Source organism: Komagataeibacter swingsii (assembly GCF_003207895.1).
Classification (GTDB): domain Bacteria; phylum Pseudomonadota; class Alphaproteobacteria; order Acetobacterales; family Acetobacteraceae; genus Komagataeibacter; species Komagataeibacter swingsii.
In genome coordinates, this window is record NZ_NKUB01000028.1 from 1 (window position 1) to 17,188 (window position 17,188).

General features: G+C 64.5%; 9 protein-coding genes and 1 pseudogene. 4 read left to right on the forward strand and 6 right to left on the reverse strand.

The window, feature by feature from the left end; all coding sequences use genetic code 11:
• Positions 1-433: pseudogene (locus tag CFR76_RS14385) on the reverse strand (IS5 family transposase); the annotation flags it as partial.
• A gap of 259 nt (positions 434-692) precedes the next feature.
• Here CFR76_RS14385 and CFR76_RS14390 point away from each other — a divergent pair.
• The 4 genes from CFR76_RS14390 (at position 693) to CFR76_RS14410 (ending at position 4,563) form a co-directional block, all read left to right on the forward strand.
• Positions 693-1,076, forward strand: a complete 384-nt coding sequence (locus CFR76_RS14390; RefSeq protein ID WP_110557624.1) for a hypothetical protein — start codon at positions 693-695, stop codon at positions 1,074-1,076.
• A 60-nt stretch (positions 1,077-1,136) separates the two neighbouring features.
• Complete coding sequence (locus tag CFR76_RS14395; RefSeq protein WP_110557625.1) at positions 1,137-2,978, forward strand: copper resistance system multicopper oxidase; 1,842 nt, start codon at positions 1,137-1,139, stop codon at positions 2,976-2,978.
• A complete protein-coding gene (locus CFR76_RS14400) occupies positions 2,975-3,796 on the forward strand; it encodes a copper resistance protein B (protein ID WP_110557626.1) in 822 nt (273 codons plus the stop codon). The genes CFR76_RS14395 and CFR76_RS14400 overlap by 4 nt, the downstream gene beginning before the upstream one ends.
• A gap of 197 nt (positions 3,797-3,993) precedes the next feature.
• Positions 3,994-4,563, forward strand: a complete 570-nt coding sequence (locus CFR76_RS14410) for a hypothetical protein (RefSeq protein ID WP_244191959.1) — start codon at positions 3,994-3,996, stop codon at positions 4,561-4,563.
• A gap of 250 nt (positions 4,564-4,813) precedes the next feature.
• Here the strand turns inward: CFR76_RS14410 and CFR76_RS14415 are convergent, their stop codons facing one another.
• From CFR76_RS14415 to bcsA, 5 genes are all read right to left on the reverse strand, one after another.
• A complete protein-coding gene (locus CFR76_RS14415; protein WP_110557629.1) occupies positions 4,814-6,544 on the reverse strand; it encodes an SGNH/GDSL hydrolase family protein in 1,731 nt (576 codons plus the stop codon).
• A 15-nt stretch (positions 6,545-6,559) separates the two neighbouring features.
• The gene (locus CFR76_RS14420; RefSeq protein WP_110557630.1) at positions 6,560-10,549 is read right to left on the reverse strand and encodes a cellulose biosynthesis protein BcsC; all 3,990 of its coding nucleotides are present in this window, start codon (positions 10,547-10,549) and stop codon (positions 6,560-6,562) included.
• A 7-nt stretch (positions 10,550-10,556) separates the two neighbouring features.
• Positions 10,557-11,717: an acyltransferase family protein gene (locus CFR76_RS14425; protein ID WP_110557643.1), complete on the reverse strand. Its 1,161-nt coding sequence runs from the start codon at positions 11,715-11,717 to the stop codon at positions 10,557-10,559.
• A gap of 83 nt (positions 11,718-11,800) precedes the next feature.
• Positions 11,801-12,472 (reverse strand): SGNH/GDSL hydrolase family protein, encoded by a 672-nt coding sequence (locus CFR76_RS14430; protein ID WP_025439176.1) that lies wholly within the window; start codon positions 12,470-12,472, stop codon positions 11,801-11,803.
• 136 nt (positions 12,473-12,608) lie between these two features.
• Complete coding sequence (bcsA, locus tag CFR76_RS14435; RefSeq protein ID WP_110557631.1) at positions 12,609-17,180, reverse strand: UDP-forming cellulose synthase catalytic subunit; 4,572 nt, start codon at positions 17,178-17,180, stop codon at positions 12,609-12,611.
• Between the last annotated feature and the right edge of the window lie 8 nt (positions 17,181-17,188).

A 17,188-nucleotide genomic window follows, 5' to 3' on the forward strand; every position in this document is an offset into this window, starting at 1 on the left:
CCGGGGATAAGGGTGAAGCGGACCAGGTTACCCAAGGCGTCGGTCATGGCGATGATCTTGGTCGACCATCCTGTCACACTGCGTCCGATCGCCTGATTTTGGGTCCCCCTTTTGCGCCCTGGCCATGACGGTGAACCCGCACCACCGTGCCGTCGATCATCGCGTATTCCATGTCGGCGTCGTCCGAGACAGCCTCGAAAATTCGCTGGAAAACCCCGGCTTTCATCCAGTCGCTGTAGCGTGAGTAGACCGAGTTCCAATGTCCGAAATATGTCGGCAGATCCCGCCATGGACTGCTGGTCCGCGCAATCCATAAGACCGCCTCGATGAAAAGGCGGTTATCCTTCCCGCTGCGGCCCCGATCCGTCTTCTTGCCAAGGCACAGGGGTTCCATCTTCGCCCATTGGGCATCTGTCAGTATGAAGCGATCCATACAGACCTTGAATCACATCCAGATGCTTCAGAAAAGCATAATTCCCAACAGGCCCCAAAAAGGCGGCGTTCTTTCGAAGCTTCCTGAAAAAAGCTTCACCAGAAACTTTTATGAGTTACGAAAATGTCCCCCGACACGCACGGGATACAGTCCCGTCACACCTGCGCCAATGCACGGAAAAATACTTCCCTTTATGCCCCCCATGGGTATTATGCGGGCACGTTTTGTTATGTGACTTGCTAGTGCGTGGGAGCCCTGAATGACCAGGAGACATGGCCGGATCTGGATTGGCCTGCTGGCCTGGCTGCTGATGCAGGCCGGGCTGCTGGTCGCGTCCTTTCCCGCCACCGCACAGGCGCGGGACGCGATGGTACCCTGCGCAGTCGCCACCACCCCCCATTGCATGACCCCGGCGCAACTGACCCACATGGCGCACATGCACCATAAGGAAGGCCAGTGCTGCCATGTCCATGTCAGTTCAACCGACATGCCGGCCCCGCCATCCACCCTGCTGCCCCCGCAGCCCGGGGCCGGCACGCAGGCCTACCGGCCCCATCCACAGGCCCGCCTTGCGGGCGGTGACTGGCTGCGCCCCATGCGGCCCCCAAAATCCCGGAACGCTTACGCGCCATCAGGCGTATGATGTACCCGCCATCCCGCCGGGATGGCGGGATGTGACTGTCCTGTTTCCGGAATTTTCCATATGTCCAATGCCTCTCGCACGCGGGACGGCCTGACACGCCGCCGTTTCGTCACGGGTATGGGGGCGGGCGGGCTGCTTGCCGCCCTGCCCGCTTCCGCCACCCCTGCCACGTCCATCGCCCCAGGCACCGTGCCTGCCGCATCCAGTGCCACATGGAACCTGCGGGTCGGCCGCAGGCGTATCGAAATCGACCGCAAGGCCCTGCACGCGCCCTGTATTGGCGGGAGCGTGCCCGGCCCCATCCTGCGCTGGCGGGAAGGGGACGATGTGACCCTGAACGTCACCAATACGCTGCGCAATGAGGATACCTCCATCCACTGGCACGGCATCCGCCTGCCCGCCAGCATGGACGGCGTGCCGGGACTGAGCTTTACCGGCATCCCCCCCGGTGAGACCTTCACCTACCGCTTTCCCGTCCGGCAGGGCGGAACCTACTGGTACCACAGCCATTCCGGCATGCAGGAAGCGCAGGGACTGTACGGCGCCATCGTCATCGACCCGCGCCGTCCCGACCCGCATGCCTGCGCGCGGGATTATGTGATCGTGCTGTCCGAATGGACCGACGTATCGCCCATGGACATGATCAACAACCTCAAGATGCAGGATGATTACTACGTCTTCCGCCAGCGCACGCTGGCGTCCCTGCCGCATGAGGCCCGTGCGGCGGGCGGTGTCGGCGCGGCGCTGAAGGACCGGCTGCAATGGTCGCGCATGCGCATGGCCGCGACCGATATTTCCGATGTCACGGGCATCATCTACACCTACCTGCTGAACGGGCATGCGCCCGGCATGAACTGGAGCGGCCTGTTTACCCCCGGCGAGCGGGTACGGCTGCGGTTTGTCAACGCCGCTTCCATGACGTTTTTCGACATCCGCATACCCGGCCTGGAAATGCTGGTGGTACAGGCTGACGGCAATGATGTCGAACCCGTGCCGGTGGATGAATTCCGTATCGGCGTGGCCGAAACCTATGACGTGATCGTCCAGCCCCGCGACAGCCGGGCCTATACGATCTTTGCCCAGAGCGAGGACCGTACCGGCCATGCCCGTGGCACGCTGGCCCCGCGGCCCGGCATGACGGGTCCCGTCCCGCCCATGGACCCGCGCCCGGTGCGCACCATGGTCGACATGGGAATGGGCGACATGAAACCGGGCCAGGACATGAAGGGCATGGAAATGCCCGGCATGACGGAAAAAGACGCCCCCATGGACGGCATGGACATGTCCGACACGGACCATGGGGATATGGGACATATGGACATGGACCACATGGACCACATGGACCACATGGACCATGCCACGCCTGCGGCGCCGGTCATGGAAGTGGATGATCCCGGTCCACCCCCCATCAATGTCGAAAACCAGAATGTCGCGAAAATGCCGGTGGACCGCCTGGGCAGCCCCGGTGACGGGCTGGAACACACTGGCCGCCGCGTGCTGAATTACCGGCAGTTGCGCGCCACCCGCCCCGGCACCGACCCCCGCCCGCCATCGCGCGAGATCATCCTGCACCTGACCGGCAACATGGAACGCTACATATGGGGGTTCAACGGCCGGAAGTTTTCCGAATCCGGGCCGATCCGCCTGAAGCTGGGCGAACGGGTGCGCTTTACGCTCATCAATGACACGATGATGGAACACCCCATCCACCTGCATGGCATGTGGAGCGAACTGGAAAACGGTCAGGGTGCGTACCGCCCCTACAAGCACACCCTCATCTCCCAGCCGGGATCACGGATGAGTTACCTTGTCACGGTCGATGCGCCGGGCATGTGGGCCTATCACTGCCACCTGATGCTGCATATGGAACTGGGCATGTTCCGCACGGTGATCGTGGCATGAGGGGCGCGTTCCTGCTGGTGGCCCCGGTCGTGGCCGCCATGGGCATGCCCGCGCTGGCGCAGGTTCCTGCCACCACCGGCACGACAGCAACCACGACAGCGCAGGCGGCAAAGCCGGCTTACCACGCGGCCGATGCCCCGTCGTCAACACCGGTCGTGTATCTGGGCAACATGAAGCCGGTCATGGACCATGCCAGCTATTTCCATGGCATCCTGGATGAGTTCGAGGGACGGTACGCCCCCGCCGGCTCGGATTTCCGCTGGGATGGCGAGGCATGGTACGGCACGGATTACAACCGGGTCTGGCTCAAGACCGAGGGCACGCTTGAACATGGCCGCCTGCATGATGGGGACCATGAACTGCTGTACAGCCGCGCCGTCTCGCCCTATTTCAATGTGCAGGGCGGCGTGCGCGCGGATATTGACGACGGGCCGACACGCACATGGGGCGCGCTGGGGGTGCAGGGACTGGCGCTGTATGAATTCGAATTCCAGGCCACCGCCTATGTCAGCGATCGCGGGCGCTTCGCCACCCGTATTGAAGGATCGTATGACTTCCTGCTGACCAACCGGCTGATCCTGCAGCCACAGGCTGAATTCAACCTCTATACCAAATCCGATCCCGCGCGCCAGGTTGGCGCGGGCCTGTCGGATGTCGATGCAGGACTGCGCCTGCGCTACGAGGTCTGGCGCAAATTCGCGCCCTACGTCGCGGTCTCCTATGCCGGGTACCTGACACAGGCCCGCCGGATCGTGCATGACCAGCGCGGGGAGACCGGGGCGTTACGCTTTACCTTTGGTATTCGAAGCTGGTTCTGATCCACCACAACACCCCAACATGACGAAGGGAATTGCCGCGACGCATTCACGACCCTATATTTTGGTTCATGGCTGGTCCCGTGGCGAAGGAAGGCCCGCGCCTTTCGCCGCATATCGGGAGGCAGCCATGGCCCTTTTCATGGTTGTGCAAAACCGTACCCATGATTTTTTCCTGATGGAGGATTGGGAAAATGCCCATGTATAAATCTGCCAGAACAGGTACCCTGTGCGCACTGGCGGCCATGCTGATTGGTGGTGGCCTTGCCACACGTCCGGCACAGGCCCAGACGCTTACGGTCATTGATGCCAGCGGGCACAAGGTGGGCGTCATCATTCCCCGACAGGTGGAAGCCCCGCCCGCATTCGATGCGATCGACCAGATGATGGACCGGGAATTCGCCGCGATGGAAGCACGGCAGCAGCAGATGATGCGCCTGATCGACCAGACCACGGCCAACCCGGCCGCAGCCCTGCCCATCCCTGCCCTTGATACCCGCGACGGCCATGGACAGGCCAGCGTGTACCAGAGCGTCACGACCATATCATGGGGCGGCAATGGCGCCCCGTGCAGCCAGACCGTGACCAGCACCAGCGATGGTCATGCCGCCCCCATCGTTCAGGTCGCGACCCGTGGCGATGCCGCCTGTGCCGCGAAAATGGCCCCGGCAACCAACCGGCAGGCACCAGCCACACGGACGCAGGACCTGACCCCGGCCGTGGATACGATCCCGGCGCCCGCACAGCGGGGCATGACGCATCCCTTCTGAGGATACCTGTCTCCATTCCCCGCCCGTGTCATGCCGGCATGGGCGGATCGGGCGATTTACTGGCCCAGACAGCCAACTGACAAAAAATAAAAGTTTTTGGGTGCTGCCTTTTTACCAAAAGGCGGCGTTCCTTGAAGCTTTTTGAAAAAAGCTTCACCAGAAACTTTCATTTTTTATTACTGCACGGTTTTCGGGCGCAACGGGTATGGACGCATCCTGTCCGTCGTCCATACCCGTATCATGGCCGCGTTTATTTACTGAACAGGGACCCGATACGGTCCCATACATACTTCGCCATTATTTCATGCCCGGCCTGATTGGGATGTGTCGTATCGGGGTCCCATGTTTCATGGTCAAGTACGTCGGCAAGCGGCTGCCCGGCGGCGAAGGGATCGATGGTGATGTCAGCACCGATTACCCCCTTTGCGATGGCGTCATGAACGGCGGCGCGGGGGGAGCCATTCGTCTGGGCTTCGTCAATGATGGCGACAGTGTAGCCCGCCGCTTTCAGGCGGCTGACGATGCGCGTCAGGTTACGCACCGTATCGGCGGCGGAAATATTGTAGGCAGGCAGGTGATCATTATAGCCACCAAACACAACAGCCACCTTGCGCGCGGCGCCATGGGCCACGGTCTCGGCGGCGGGCAGCATGTCGAGCATCTGCCGCGTCGTCGCGCCTGATACCGCGAAATCGTAACTCTGGTACCGCGCGAAACGCTGCATGAGGTACGGCCAGTTCCGGCCATCATGCACGCGGAACCCTTCGGTGCGGCTGTCCCCGATGGCGACAAAGACATCATGCAACTGCGGCATGTAGTCCCCCGCCACGGCGGCGGACGCGGCAAAGGCCTGCGTCTCCGCTGTCGCCGGGGCGTGGTCGGCTATGACAATACCGGTCCATTGTCCTGTATTGCGTCCCTGCACGAACCACGGCCCGCCATCGGCATTGTAGCCGATATACCCACCCGACAGCGTGCCGCCGGGCAGCATGCCCGGCAGGGTGGCGCGCGCATTGCCCGCCTGTAGCGTATAGCCGCCGGGGCTGGCCGCCACGCCAGTCGCCGCGGGCGAACTGGTAACGACCATGTCCGTGCGCAGGTCGGGACTGCGCGTATCGGCAACATGGACGAACCCGTCAAGGGTATAGCTGCCCATGAAGGCCTTGAATTCCTTTCCACTGCCCGCTGCCCCGAACAGCACGGGCACGGGAACCGCCGCATTGCCCGAATTGGACGAGGCATAGGTGCCCGTCGTCCCGAAGAAGAAGCCATCGGCCGCAACCTTCAGCCCCGCAGGCAGCACGAAGCCGCCGGCACCATTTTCCTCACCCCATGACAGGGTATCGATGCCTCCGATCCTGACCGCGCCGATATGGACGACATGCTGGCCCGGCGTCGCGACCAGATGGTTGCCATGCCCGGACTGGTCATACACCCGCACCACATTTGCGAACGTGCCGGGATCGCGGGCGGACAGCGCATGCTGAAGGGCCACGGCATCCAGCCGGCCATCGCCACCGATGGCCAGCGTGGTGGTGACCGTCTGGCCCGCCGACACCGTCTCGATATCAAGGGCAGGCCCGGCATAGCCACTGACCAGCCGCATCGGGCCACCGGCAAAGACGGTATGGGAACCAAATGCATCACCCGGCAGGCGGACCGCGACATTTTCCCACCGGGCATCACCCGGCGCCACCGACACCGCGCGCCATGCCCGGCCCGATGCCTGCCACAGATCCCCCACGCCATAGCCCCGGCGGCTGTCGTCATCGCGCCGGGGCGCGCGGTCCAGCCCGGCGCCCGCATGGTCGGGCGCGGGAATGCACACCGTATCCCCGCCCGCCGGCCCGCATTCCACCGCCTGCGCCCGTGCCACAAGCAATGGCGCGGCAATGGCCGCAAGGAAGGCTGCAAGCTGTCTGCGCGTTTTCATGTCATGCTGTTCCCGAAAGGTGATGGGACCATGCCTGCGTCCCGGCATTGAAGGGTAATGGCGCTATTGGCCATCAAGGGTATAGTGCGCCATCCACATGCCGCTGGTCTCCGACCAGCTGCCCGCGCGGCTGTATCCGCCTTCCAGCCCCACGCGCAGCCGGTGATCCACCTGGTAGACAACCCGCCCGCGCACGTTGCCCGCAAGGCCGCTTGCGCTCTCGTCCCCATAATAGCTGGGCGGGTTTTCATCTCCCCTGGCCTGCAGCGTATTGCTGGTCGGGAAATATGGTGCGCCATTGCTGCGATAATACTGGTACCCCGCTTCCCCGCGCAGGAACCACGTCCAGCGCTTGTCATGTCCCGACCATTCGACCGGTATCATGGCGCCGTAATACTGCTGTGGCGAGAAGTACCCACCCTGCCCCCAGGTAAAGAAGTAAGCATTGCGCCTGTACCCGAAATACATGAGGTCAAGGCCCACACGCAGCCACTGCCGGTCATGCCACTGCCATACGGTGGCGCTGCCGCCCGCACCGGCCTCGGTCTCGGTATTGCCGATGACGTTGGTCCCGTCGAGATAGGCGAAACCACCACCCGCATATGCATTCCACCCCGGCGCGGACCATTCCAGCGCGCCATGGCCGAACAGGCGCGTCACCCCGCCCCACAGCTTGCCGGTGCCCGGATCGCGTTCCCCCGCATAGGACAGTTCGCTGTCCGTCACCATCCGCCGCCCGCCACTTATGCGCAGGCCCAGGTTGCGGGTCAGGCGCGGGGCGAATTCCAGCCCGCCCACCACGTTGGTGATGGGGAAGCCAAGCGGGGACGATCCCACATCGGCCGAGAACCAGTGATTGACGTAATTCAGGCTCAGCCCCACGCCCTGCGTATAATAATGGTGATAGCCCCATGGCTGCGCGCCATTGACCGCAACCGTCCCGAACTGGTGGGCGGAATAGGCGTTGTCCAGCGGGTCGCCCGTGAACAGCAGCGTTGGCGTGACGGAGAAGGACAGCCGGTGCTCCCACGATTCAAACGGCAGGGTGGCGGTGATGGGTACGGCGAATTCCGTCAGCTGCCCCAGCCCCGCGATCCCCGTCCGGCTGCGCACGAAGGTATTGGCGTCGAACTGCGGCGAGATGGAATCACGCAGGTAGACGATCTGCCGGTCCATCGCCTCGGTCCCGTCATCCTCAGGGATGTAATGGTAGCTCGCCGGCAGCGTCGCGCCATGCAGGTCGAGGTATTCACTGTCGATGAAGGGCCAGCGGTAATCGGGCAGGAAGCTTTCATGCCCGCCACATTCGCCTTCCCCATCCTGGCTGCACTGGGCATGCCGGGCATGTTCCACATCCACCAGCTGCGCGCGGGAATTGCCCTCGATCCGCTCGATGTCGGAGCGCACTTCCCAGCTCATCGGGCCATCGGGGTCCTCATGGGCCAGCCGGGTGGCGTAGTCCCGCGCCTGCGCCAGATGGTGGGCGCCACCGGCGTCACGCGCGGCGGCGGCCAGCGCATAGATGCTGGTGGGCTTCAGCCGCAGTGCGATCTCGTCCTCTTCCAGGGCACGCGCGGCCATGTTCCGGGCCTGGTACACACGGCCCATGGCCAGATGGGCCTCGGCTGAATCCGGGTGGGCGCGCAGCACGGGGGCAAGCACCTGCGCCGCCTGCGCGGTCTGGCCGTAGCGGTCGAAATTGTCAGCGGTCATGACCGCAAGGCCAATGGCGATCTGGTCGCGCGCACGCGCCTGTTCGAACGTGATGTCGGCGGGATGCGCCTTCGCCATCGTATCAAAGACATCAAGGCAACGCGTCGCATCGAAGGACGAGCGCAGGCGCAGGTACATCCCCGCATAGGCCAGCATCTGGGCCGCATGGGGCGGCTGCGTCAGGCTTTCCTCACGCGCCAGCGCCTGCGTCGCATCCTGCGGCGCATGCCGCGCCAGAAGGGCTGCGGCAATACGCATGCCGCGCTCACCCGTGGGGTCAGGCCGGTCGGCCAGCGCCAGAAGCGCCGCGTTGTCCGCGGCAGGCGGATGGTTGAGTTCGGCTATGCGCCGGTCCAGTGCAATCAGTTCGGCCACGCTGACCATGCCCGGCGTGCGGCCGGTTCTGGGCAGGCGTTCCAGCAACGTGCCGGCGGTCGCCATGTCATGGCGGCCCATGGCGTAGATGATGCCGGCCTGCAGCGCCTCGGCTGATGCGTTGCGCGGCGTGGTCATGTCATCCATCAGGGCCTGCGCCGCCGCATGGTCACCCGCGTCGTCAAGCGCATGCGCCAGCTTGAGCCGTACCCACGGGTCACCGGGTTCGAGTGCATGCGCGCGGCGCAGCAGGGCGATACGGCCATCGCCGTCCGTGGCCCGGTCGGCCTGCGCCGACAGCGCGGCAACCGTCAGCCGCCGCGCCAGCACCGGGTTCAGCGGGTCAAGGCGGGCAATGATCGCATCCACTTCCGTGCCGTCACCCGTCTGCACCTCCAGCATGCCAAGGTTGAACAGCGCCTCGGCATTGCGTGGCGCGCGGCTTACGACCTCACGGTACAGCCGTTCGGCCTCGGCCATGTTTCCCTGCCTGCGCTCAAGCAGCGCCTGCAGTGACAGCACGGTCAGCGTATTGCCCGGCCGGCGGCCAAGGGTGGCAAGGTCGGTGCGCGCCGCGTCATAATCCCCGGTATTGATGGCGTGCACGATGCGCGCCACCAGCGGGTCCATGCCCGTGCCGCCAGATTCCAGCGCCTTCAGCGCCGCGCGCCAGTGCGGGGCGGTTTCCGGGTCGGCCTGTATGGCCTGCATGAAATACTGCCGCGCCAGCACCGGCTGCTGGCGGGCCTGCGCCACCAGCCCCAGCCCGCCCAGCGCATCGGGGTCATGGGGGTTCAGCGCCACGGCGCGATGGAACGCCACCGCCGCCGCATCAAGGTTGTGGTGCGCCAGCAGCACGTACCCCTGCTGGTGGAAGTTTGCGGCGTCAAAGGCATCCTGCGTTTCCTGCGCCTTTTTCAGGCGTACGGTGAACTCGGTATCATCGGGGTGCAGGGCCAGCCATTCATTATAAAGCGGGATGCTCTGCCCCGTTACAGGTTCCCACAGCAACGCGTCACGCCACGCCGCGACCGCATCGTTGCGGATCTGGGCCGACACGTTGGATCTTGCAAGCAGGCGCAGCCCGTTCAGCCCTTCCTCGCGCGAGGTGACGCGGTAGGTCAGGATCCGGTCAAGGCACAGCCGCGCATCGATATCGCGCGGGTTGCGCGCCACCCATGCCGCAAGCTTGGTGCGGGCTTCCTGATAGCCAAGGATGGTCGCCCCCAGCACGCGGTAATATTCCAGCGCAAGGTCGGGTGGCGGGTCGCCATTCTTGAACAGCGCCTTGTATTTGAACATCGCGGGCATCATCTTGCCCGACGCCGCCAGCGCGCGTGCCGCGGCCAGGGCCTGCGGGTCCACCGGCCCGGCCTGGATCTGCGCTTTCAGGTCGGCCACCAGGCCCGGCGCACCGCCCATGCGCTGCAGGCGTTCCAGCGTGCGCGTGGCCAGCGCCGGACTGCCCTCGGCCATCTGCAGGCGCCCCTGCAGGAACAGGGCTTCGTTATTATCCGGTTCAATGGACAGCGCACGCTGGATCGTTTCATGCGCCTTGGGCAGATTGTGCTGGCCCAGCCAGTAATACCCCTGGTTGAGCAGCAGTTCGAGCACGGCGGCCGCATGCGCCAGATGCGCGCTGTTCGCCACCATGGCGGGTGTGGGCTGCGTGTCGGCGGGAACAGATGGCGGAACGGGTGCGCCCACGGCCGTACCCACCGGGTTCGCCACCGGGGGGGCGGCCGGTACCGCGGTGGTCGCCCCCGCCACCGCCATGGGGCTGTCCTGTGCTGCGGCACCGCCGCCGTACAGGATGAGGCCCGCCATCACGGCACAGGCCATCCGCATCCCGCCCGCACGCATGCAGGGATGGCCCAGCACGTCGCCGCGCAGCAGCACCCATGCGGCGGGCGCGCGTCGCCACGCCATCCCGTCACGCGGGCCGCACCCGCGCGGTCGTGTCATGTCATGCTTAATGGACACGAGACACATGGGAAATATAGGCCAGGACCGCCGCAAGCAGCAGGCAGCCACCCACCAGCAGGCCCGCACCACGGTTGCGGGCGGCAGGGCTGACCCGGTCCTCGTAATCAAGGCCGGTCCGCTCGACAAAGACATAGCTCAGCAGACTGACCACCATGACCAGCGCCAGCACGCCCGCCATCATGGCCCCGCGCACCTGGAAGAACAGCAGGTAGTTCGCAACAACGATACCCGGCCAGTGCCACAGGTAGACGGAATACGAAATCACCCCCAGCGGTGACAGCGGCACGAGGCACCACTGCCCTACCTTCGTATCAGGCAGCATGATGATGACCGCAACCGCGACACACGGGAACACCGTCATGTAGGACGGGCAGGCGAAGCTGAGGGGATAGAACAGCCCCGCCCCCACGATGACCGCAAGGGCCGCGGCATAGACAAGGTTGGCCACACCGCGCGACAGCCGCAGGCGGGGCAGCATCCAGATCATCGTGCCGAGCGAGAACTGCCACAGCCGGTCGAAGATGTTGTAATAGGCCTGGCTGTCGCCCCTGTACCACGCCAGCGCACAGTATGCCGCCGAGGCGGTGAAGATGGCCGAAAGCACCAGCCTGCGGTGATGCGTCAGCGGCAGCAGCAGCGCCATGATGAAAATGATGGCGTAGAACTGCATTTCCAGCGACAGCGACCATGTATGCAGGAACGGGTAGGCGACGGCCTGCCCCTGGAAATACCCGACATGCCCCGACGCCCAGATGTTGGACAGGTACACCAGCGCATACGCGCCATTGATCGCGATATCGGCGCGATCGCTCTGCAAAACCCACCACAGCATGCCCGCCGAAATCGCCGCGATCATGCACAGGAGTGCCGGCAGCAGGCGGTACAGCCTGCGGCACACGAAACGCACCGGCTGGAACGGATGCTGCATGAGCGCCGAACGGCCCATGAAATAGCCCGATATCACCACGAAAATATCGACACCGATAAACCCGCCCTTCAGCCACCCCGCATGAAACAGCACCACAAGGGCAATGGCCAGCCCCCGCAGGCCGTCAATGTCACGCCGGCGGTTCCTGGGAAAAAAATCGTTTTCCAGAATGGTGCGCCAACGGCTGGGCGCGGGCTGGAAGGGGGTAAGTTGCAGCATCAATATTTCCCACGGCTTGCGCCAGTCTCGGGCAAAATGGTGGATGCCCGGCATCCCGGGCCGCCCACCACGTCAGGATAGGCTTATTGCGCGGCCGCGGGCGGCGCGTCCTTCAGCTTCTCAAGTTCGGGCAACGTGGCCTGCACGATCGCATCACCCCATACCTTGTAGCTTTCGGGGGTGGCATGGATGCCGTCGATCGTGTTCACGCTGCCCTGCTTGAGCAGGGCCGTGCCATCGACATACGTGCACGGCGCGACCTCACCCTTGAGGAAGGTCGCCATTTCCGTCGCACGCTGGTCGGTCTTGCCGTAACGCGGGCTGAACTGCCCCCATGTCGGCCCGACCCAGATGCAGGCCGTCTTGCCAATGGCGTATGTCAGCGTCTTGACCTGTTCGTCCACCCAGTCCTTGGACACCGCATTCTGGCCATACGCCGCCATCGTGTCGCCCAGGATCACCATGACCACGTTGGGGTGCCATTTCTCGATCAGCGAATTGATCGGCGGCGGGGACGCGGGCTTCATGTTGGGCGCGCCGATCGGCGCGTCACCAATGCGTTCAGCCGCGCCGCAGCCATTGTTGGGATTGGGCACGACCCAGTCGGCGGCGGTCGATGAACAGACGCCATACGTCACGACCTTCGCCCCCTGCCTGGTGAATTCATCGGGCAGCACGGACAGCAGCGAGTCCTTGAAGGTAACGTGGCTGTCGCCAATGATCAGCAGGGTCAGGCCTGCAAGAAGGGCATTCATCTATTTCTTTCTCCGTACCAGAATTATTCTGTTTATGACCCGGATGTATCCGTCACGTCCGGTAGCGTAATGGCCTCGCGCCATCACGTTGACAGCTATCGCCATCGCAGAGGATGGGGGAAATGTATATGACCTATCACAAATCCCCCGTCAGATCGTCATGCGCCACCCGCTTGCGCGACCAGCCGCGCAGCCAGGCCCAGATGCCGAGTGCTGCAAGCCCCGCGCCAGTCAGCCCGGCCAGGTAAAGCAGCGCGGGATGGCGGCCAAGGTACCAGTCAAGGCGCATCCACAACGGCAGCGACCCTATGGTATAAAGCGGCGCCGTGCGGTAGCTGGTGAACCGGTCGCCATTCTTGAGCACAAGGTCACCCTGCAGTGACGGCAGATCGGTCTTGTTACGCAGGCTGAGCACCATGTCATGGATGCGTTCGGGCGTATCCCCCATGAAGGCCACGACCGAGCGCTGGCTGTCATAGGGCGACTGCGCGGCCAGCAGCACGCCCGCTTCGGCTATGGGGGCGTTCAGGTTGGCCGTCACCCCATTCTTCAGCCCCGCGTGGTCACGGTCCTGGAACAGGTACCAGATCCCCTGCAGCCCCATGTGCTGGCCCACCGTGATGTGCTGGTCATGGATCACATAGGGGGAACGGGCCAGCACGGCCGTCGCCCGGCCAAGCTGCGCCGCCGTGCCCAGCACGACGATATCCCCCTTCGGCGGGGCCTGCTCCACCTCATCGGCCTTCATGATTTCCACGCCTGCCGCCGGATACCATGTCGAGGCGCCAAAGAAGCCCATGAGGTCAAGGAACGCCCCGGCCGTGCCCGCGTCGGGATGGTCGGGCAGGACGACGGTGGTTTCCGACAGGTCGGCCATGCGCGAGAACGGGAAGGCCGCCTCGGCGAAGTAGGACAGGTTGGGCAGCTGGGCAAAATGGTGCCCGCGCCGGAAGTCCAGCGTGGAATCCGAATCCACGCTCATGCGGATGTCGCCCGGCGTGCGGCGGCACGCCCCGCGGTCGATGGGACGGGCGTCAAAATTGAACTGAAGCTGGTTCTGCCCGAACAGCAGCCATGGCGGCAGCGCCGTCACGTGGCCCGCGGCCCCCGCGTGCTGGCTGACCAGGCGTTCGGACCATTTGCGCCACAGGCCCGGCGGCGAGAGCGTATAGCTCTGCAGGTAGTTGTTGTTGACGCTGACATCGACGCGCGATGTCTCAAGGTCCACCACCGGGCCGCCGGGCGCGCGTATCCACAGGTTCATGAGGAACGGCCGGCCACGCCACGTATACAGGTCGGGCGGCAGGTGGAACGGCAGCGTCATGCCCGCGGGCGTGAAGCCGCCCCCCTGCAGGTCCGCCGCCCCCACCAGTTCGCCAAAGCGCACGGGGCGGTCCGTCGGCACGAAGGCGGGCGCGTCATAGGGCTGGCGTGTCTCAAGGTTGACATCACTGACCGCCTTCGACGCCACGCCACCCAGCGTATCGGGCGAGAAGACCACCGCGCGGGCCGCGACCTCCACTTCCTGCGCGTTACGCCCGGTTACGACCAGCACGGTGCCCCAGTGGTCATTGGGGTTGGCGATTTCCGCCACCATCGGTCCCGCCGGTCGCGTGCCATCGGCGTCGACAGCCAGGTTTTCGCCCACTTCGACGGCATTGCCCGAGGCCGGGATGGTGGTCGAGACCGGGAAGGACAGCTTGCGGAAATCGGCGACCTTGCCAAACCACGACGCGAGCAGCCCCGCGGCCTTGAGCGCCCCCTTGTCCCCCGTCACGGGCAGCACGACGGGCACGCGCAGCGTGGAACGCAGGTTGGGGTCGAAGAAGGGGGCGGGCAGGCGCGAAAGCTTGCGTTCCGGCGTGATGCGCACCGTTGTCAGCGTAATGTGCGACAGGTCGGAGATGCGCGCCCACAGGATCTCGTTGAACAGGTCGTTACAGTCACGCCGGTATTCCCCGGCGAAACGGAAATTGAGCTTGTTGTCGCCCGTAAAATACAGCGGGTCGATATCGAAGGTCAGGGGGCCGAACTGCGGATGCTGCGGGTCAACCTTGATGGTGCCCACGTACTGCTCGTTCATCGTGACCGTCACGGCACTCGCCTCGGGCAGCAGCGAGGGCGACAGCGCGCCCGACAGCGTCAGTTGCGCATGCGTCACCACCCGGTTGGCCGGCACGACCACGTCCAGACCCTGCAACGGGGAATACCCGCGCAGCGTCAGCGGGCCGGTCGTGGCGCCCAGGTTGCGGAACGTGATGGTGCGCGTCACCTCCGTATCGCTGATGCGGTCGGCGGCGAGGGGATCGATCGCCGGCGCCGCGTCCGGGATATTGCCGGTATTGCTGTCCCCGAACGGGGCATCCGTCGTGACACCGGTCTGGTCCGCCACTGGCGCCATGGCCGCGGACGCCGTCTCCTGCGCCATGGCGGCCGGAACCAGGGCCGTGAATGCGACAAGCAGGGCGGCGGATGCGGTAGCGCCGTTACGAACGCTACGGGGAACAGGTTTCAGCACGAGGCTTTGTTTCTCCAGTTTTTCTTCCGTGGCGGGAAGGTCCTCCTCCCCCCCGTCCGGCAGGGCACGCGGTGCATCAGGCCCGCGCCTGCCGAACAGGCCGCCAATGCTGCGAAACACCATCGCAAGGCTGCGCAGCGGGCGGTCGGGCGGAAAATCCGCCCAGTTGGTCCAGGCGTCATTGCGCCCGAAAACCATGCCGACGATCTGCCGTTCATCCCGCAGGTCGCGCCGGAGCCACCGCAGGCGCAGCATGCCCTGCCCCACCCCCAGCACCCGCGCGGGAACACCGACATGGATACCATCGCGCGCATTGTCGTAATGGACCGTAACCTCGGTCCCTTCCATTTCGGGTGCGGCCCAGTTGCCCTTCACCGCAAGCCCGCCGAGCGAGATGTCATGCGTATGACCATCAAACCTGCGGCCATGGGCATCGGTGATCGCCATGGGAAGCTGGACGGTAATGCGCGGCGCGTGGCGGGTCTGCCGCGTTTCGCGTCCCACCGCGATCGACGCCAGGACGATAATCATGCTGATGGCCACCCACAGCGTGTTCAGCACGAAGGACTGCAGCGCCAGCCGGTCATGAAACTGCCAGAAGATGCCGAATATCCCGCGCACGAAGGCGGCGAACAGCACAAGGGCGAGGATGACGTTTGGGTACACCGCGCTGAAATCGAAATAGCCCCGCGCCAGCAGCCCGCCCTTGTCCGTCACGTTGAACTTGCCCTTGTGCGGTTGCAGCAGGGTGACGATGGTGATGCGGATGAGGAACAGCGCGAGCGAGGTCTCGTAGATCTCGCTCCAGAAGGAATAGCGCCATCGCCCCTCGATCCGCGACAGGGTCATGATGGAATGGAAGATGTGCGGCAGCGCGTAGACACTGATGGCCAGCGGTGACGCCGCGATGATGTTCTGCCCCAGGAACAGGTAGGCCAGTGGCGACATCAGGAACATCGCCCGTGGCATGGCGAACAGGAAATGCGACATGGCCGACAGGTAGCAAAGCCGCTGTTCCCACCGCAGGCCACCGCCCAGCAGGGGGTTGTCCAGCCGCATGATCTGCAGCATGCCACGCGCCCAGCGCACGCGCTGGCCGATATGCAGGATCAGCCGTTCCGTGGACAGGCCCGCCGCCAGCGGTTCGCGCAGGTAGGCCGTCCCCCACCCCTTGCGCTGCATCTTCAGCGCGGTATGGGCGTCTTCCGTAACCGTTTCCGTTGCGAAACCACCAATGCCCATCACCGCGTCGCGCCGGATGATGGCGCACGAACCACAGAAGAATGTCGCGTCCCAGAAATCGTTGCCGTCCTGCACCAGCCCATAGAACATGTTGCCTTCGGGCGGCACGTGCATCCCGCTTGCAAGGTTACGCTGGAACGGGTCCGGGGCGTAGAAATGGTGCGGTGTCTGCAGCAGGGCCAGGTTGGGGTCGGCCATCATCCAGCCGACGGTACGCTTGAGGAAGCCGCGCGTCGGCACGTGGTCGCAGTCGAAAATGACAGCGAACTGGCTGTGCGTCACATGCAGCGCGTGGTTGAGGTTGCCGGCCTTGGCATGGTTGTTCTCGGCGCGGATGATATAGCCCGCCCCTGACGCCTGCGCGAAATCACGGAACGCCTTTCGCCGCCCGTCATCAAGGATATAGACATTGAGCTTGTCCTCGGGCCAGTCGAGGTCGAGCGCGCCGAGCACCGTTGAGCGGACAAGCGAGAGTTCCTCGTTATAGGACGGGACGAACACATCCACGCTCGGCCACTGCGCCGTATCGTCGGGCAGGGGATGTTCCCTGCGCCGCAACGGCCACGCCATCTGGAAATAGCTCAGGCACAACGTCACCAGGGCGTAGGTTTCCGCCGCCAGCAGCATCAGGGCCAGCGTCGCCTGCAACCAGTTATTGAACTGCACCGTCATGGTCAGCCGCCACACGATGTAGCGCAGCGACATCAGCAGCGACAGCATCATGAGAAAGATGGTGATCCCCCGCCCCGGCCGCCGGTTGAGAACCAGCAGCACCGTAATCGTACCAATGGCGATGAAGCCCTGCATCGCGGGGTCAACCGTTACCGAGCCGACAAACGCCATGATGGCCACGCCCAGCACGACCGGCACCCACACCGGAACGCGGTCAAGCCCCGTCCGCGCAAGTAGCCCGGCGACTTTCCCGGTCATGAAGCCTGTTCTGTACATCGTCAGCT